The sequence below is a fragment of the Clostridium sp. genome (assembly GCF_016650095.1).
GTDB lineage: Bacteria > Bacillota > Clostridia > Clostridiales > Clostridiaceae > Clostridium_AD.
Genome location: NZ_JAENWL010000359.1, coordinates 1 through 3870 on the forward strand (window position 1 = coordinate 1; position 3870 = coordinate 3870).

Annotated in this window: 3 protein-coding genes, 1 tRNA gene and 1 rRNA gene; 3 read left to right on the forward strand and 2 right to left on the reverse strand. The window is 30.9% G+C overall.

Going from position 1 to position 3870, the window contains the following annotated elements:
• The first annotated feature begins 1 nt into the window (after position 1).
• The 3 genes from rrf to JJE11_RS16205 all read left to right on the forward strand — a co-directional run bounded on the left by rrf (position 2) and on the right by JJE11_RS16205 (position 1507).
• Positions 2–118, forward strand: a 5S ribosomal RNA gene (gene rrf / locus JJE11_RS16195).
• Between the two features lie 6 nt (positions 119–124).
• Positions 125–200, forward strand: a tRNA-Lys gene (locus JJE11_RS16200).
• A gap of 131 nt (positions 201–331) precedes the next feature.
• Positions 332–1507, forward strand: a complete 1176-nt coding sequence (locus JJE11_RS16205; RefSeq protein ID WP_291637481.1) for a mechanosensitive ion channel family protein — start codon at positions 332–334, stop codon at positions 1505–1507.
• A 75-nt stretch (positions 1508–1582) separates the two neighbouring features.
• On the opposite strand, the gene glgD is transcribed toward JJE11_RS16205, so the two are convergent.
• Positions 1583–2692 carry a glucose-1-phosphate adenylyltransferase subunit GlgD gene (gene glgD, locus JJE11_RS16210; protein ID WP_291637483.1) on the reverse strand — a complete coding sequence of 370 codons (1110 nt, stop codon included), beginning with the start codon at positions 2690–2692 and terminating at the stop codon, positions 1583–1585.
• Between the two features lie 9 nt (positions 2693–2701).
• The gene (locus JJE11_RS16215; protein ID WP_291637485.1) at positions 2702–3847 is read right to left on the reverse strand and encodes a glucose-1-phosphate adenylyltransferase; all 1146 of its coding nucleotides are present in this window, start codon (positions 3845–3847) and stop codon (positions 2702–2704) included.
• Positions 3848–3870 lie beyond the last annotated feature (23 nt).

Genomic DNA, 3870 nt, shown 5'->3' on the forward strand with positions numbered 1-3870 from the left:
ATCTGGTGATTATGGCATGAAGGTAACACTCCTTCCCATACCGAACAGGTCGGTTAAGCTTCAATGCGCCAATGGTACTGCAGGGGTAACTTTGTGGGAGAGTAGGTCGTCGCCAGGTAAACATGGTTTACTAGCTCAGTTGGTAGAGCACATGACTTTTAATCATGGTGTCCGGGGTTCGATTCCCCGGTAAGCCACCAAAAAAGCACTTCTTTATGAAGTGCTTTTTTTTATTTTAATTGAAAATATGTTGCATAACACATTGAGAAAATAACATTATTAGTTTAGAATGAATATATGCATAAATAAAAGGGAAAAGGAGCGTGATCTTTTGTTTCAATCCGTAGTTGATTTTTTTGCGAAGGACAAAACACAATATATTTTTAAAGATATAGCTTTGTACAAACTTAAATATGTAGGATTAGCTATTGGAGTTTTCCTATTATTTGTATTATTAAAAAAGGTATTTACAAAACATGTATTAAAAATTATATTAAGGATGGCTAATAAAACAAAGTTTAATGCAGATACCAAAATAGTAACTGCTTTTCAAAAACCTGTAACTAATTTTTTTGAAGTGCTAGGATTTTATTTTGCTTTTAAAATTTTAATTATTGCAGATATTCCAATTGATATTATATTCATGGACAGGGTGTTTAGTTCTGCTGTAATAATTTTAATATTTTGGGGACTATATAATCTTACTGAAGAATCTTCTCTGTTGTTTGAGAAGATGCGTAAGGCATATGATATAAAAGTAGATAAAATACTATTACCATTTATGTCAAAAACATTAAGAATTATTCTAGTAGCAATAGTTATCACTATAGTTGCGGAAACCTGGGGATATAATATTCAAGGGTTTGTTACTGGTCTTGGACTAGGGGGATTGGCATTTGCACTAGCAGCAAAAGATGCTGCAGCTAATATTATTGCAGGTATTTTTATAATATTAGATAAACCTTTTTCTTTTGGAGATTGGGTTAGTATCGACACTATAGAAGGTACAATAGAGGAGATTACGTTTAGAATTACCAAAATAAGGACCTTTGATCAAGCATTAATAATAGTTCCAAATTCAAAATTAACTAGTGAACCTGTTACAAATTTTAGTAGGAGAGGAAAACGGAGGATTTATTTTAATTTAGGAGTAGTTTATGGAACTTCTAAGGAAAAATTAGAGAGCTGCGTTACGAACATTAGAAATATGATAGAGAATCATCCTGATGTTAATAAAGAAGGTAGCTATGTTAGATTTGATAAATTCAATGACAGTAGTTTGGATATTTTTATATATTTCTTTGTTAATACAACAGAACTAGCGGAGTACTTAAAAATAAAGGAAAGTATTAATTTCAGTATAATGGATATAATGCAGCAAGAAGGAGTTTCAATTGCATTCCCAAGCACGAGTGTTTATGTGGAAAGCTTACCCAATAAAGGAAAAGAAGAAGATTCCAAATTTGAAGATATACTTAAGAAAAGTAAAACTTCAATAGAAAAATAACTTTACTTAAAGAGATTATATAAAATTAATTAGCAGCAGTAACTTATAAAGTTACTGCTGCTATATTTATACCATTTAAAATAAAACCCTTTTTTCAATTACAAGTGGGAATTCTTCATCACCATTAAGCTCTTTACCTTTATCTATAATTACGTTTTTATCTATTATAACATTAAAGAGCTTAGAATTTTCTTTAATTTCACAGTTTTGAAGGATGACACTGTTTCTAATTTCAGCACCTTTATGAACCACAACTCCTCTTGATATAATACTATTTTCAACAAGTCCTTCTATAATACAGCCATCTGCAATTATCGAACTTTTTACTTTGCTTTCATGGTCATATTTAGTAGGTGGTTTATCAATACTTTTTGTAAAAATAGGCCCATTTTTGAAAAATAATTCTTTAGTAGTTTTTAGGTTTAGCATGTCCATATTAGTTTTATAGTAAGAGCTTACTGAATTAACACATTGAAGGTAGCCTTTAAATTCATAAGCTGTAACCTTTAAATCCTGAAGGCTTTTATTTATAGAATCCTTAATCGTACAGTAAGAGCCATTTTGAATACATTTACTAATAATCGATATCAAAAGATCTTTTTTCATAATGAACATTTCCATGGAAATATTTAAAGTACTGTAGGCGCCGATATTTTTACCTACACTTAGTACGTTATTGTTTTCATCTATATTCAATACGTCGCAATTTATGAAATTTTTAGTTCCAGTATTAATATTTTTGTATATAACAGTTATATCTTGATGTTGGTCTTCATGATATTTCACAGCGGCCATGTAATCAATATTTCCTACCATATAAGAAGAGGAAAGGATTACGTTGTCTTCTTTACTTCTATATATATACTCCATATTGTTCCACAACATTTCTACATCATTCAAAGACGAGTTTGCAATTCCAAAATTAAAAACAAACAGCCCATTAAGTCTTCTGTCTAAATCCCAAGGTTTACCCGCTCCTACATGATCAACTAAAGAACGAGATTTACTTTGAGTAAAAAGGCCAATATTTCTGAGACCTGAATTAACCATATTAGATAATGCAAAATCTATAATTCTATACCTAGAACCTATAGGAATAGAAGCGAGAGGTCTGCTCTTGGTAAGACTTATTATATTTGTTTCATCTTCATTTAAATTTAATATACCCATATAATTATTAAGCATTTAAACACCTCATCTTATAACTGAATTAGATTTAATCTCAGTGCCTTCTGAGATAAGAGTTATATCATCAGAAATACCTACAAGAGAATGACCTCTTATAATAACATTATTACCGATTATAGCTTTATTAATAATAACATTATCAGATATTTTGGTATTAGGCATTATCACAGAATTAGATATTTTAGAATTCTTACCAACTGTAACTCCTTGAAACAGCACTGAATTGGAAACCTCCCCGAGGACAATACATCCTTGCACTACTAAAGAATTAGTCACTTTTGCATTAGGGCCTATATATTGAGCTGGGCTACTAGGGTTTATGGAGTATATTCTCCAAGATTCATCATGAATATTTAGTTCATTATTGTCATCTATTAAATCCATATTTGCTTCCCAAAGACTTTTAATAGTACCTACATCTTTCCAATATCCTTTAAAAGGATATGCATATATATTTTTTTCGCTTTTAAGCATAGCGGGTATGATATTTTTCCCGAAATCGTTGCTAGAGTGTTTATTGTTTTCATCGTCTTTAAGAAAATGTTTAAGAAACTTCCAATTGAAAATATATACACCCATAGAAGCCATATTGCTTTTAGGATCTTGTGGTTTTTCTTCAAACTCATATATTTTATTATCTGTAGTAGTATTCATTAATCCAAATCTAGAAGCTTCCTCATGTGGAACTTCGAATACTGCTATAGTAGCATCAGCACATTTTTCTTTATGATAATCGAGCATTTTGGAATAATCCATTTTATAAATATGGTCTCCAGAGAGAATAAGTACATACTCAGGGTCATAGGAGTCTATAAAGTTAGTATTTTGATAGATTGCATTAGCAGTACCTTTATACCAGTCTCCTCCTGATTCCTGCATATAAGGAGGAAGTAGAGTAACACCACCGGTATTCCTATCTAAATCCCAAGGAATACCTATACCTATATGAGAATTTAAAGCAAGTGGTTGATATTGTGTTAATACCCCTACTGTATCTATTCCCGAATTTGAACAATTACTTAGAGTGAAATCAATAATTTTATATTTTCCACCAAAAGGTATTGCGGGTTTTGCTGTATTTTTAGTAAGCATCTTAAGCCTACTACCTTGTCCACCTGCCAGGATCATTGCTATAATCTCTTTTTTTTGCATTTAAATACCCCCTTATCTAAAGC

Excerpts from the sequence above, each read along its gene's own strand:
- glgD (WP_291637483.1), bottom strand. The coding sequence starts at position 2,692 with ATGCTTAATAATTATATGGGTATATTAAATTTAAATGAAGATGAAACA.
- JJE11_RS16215 (WP_291637485.1), bottom strand. The coding sequence starts at position 3,847 with ATGCAAAAAAAAGAGATTATAGCAATGATCCTGGCAGGTGGACAAGGT.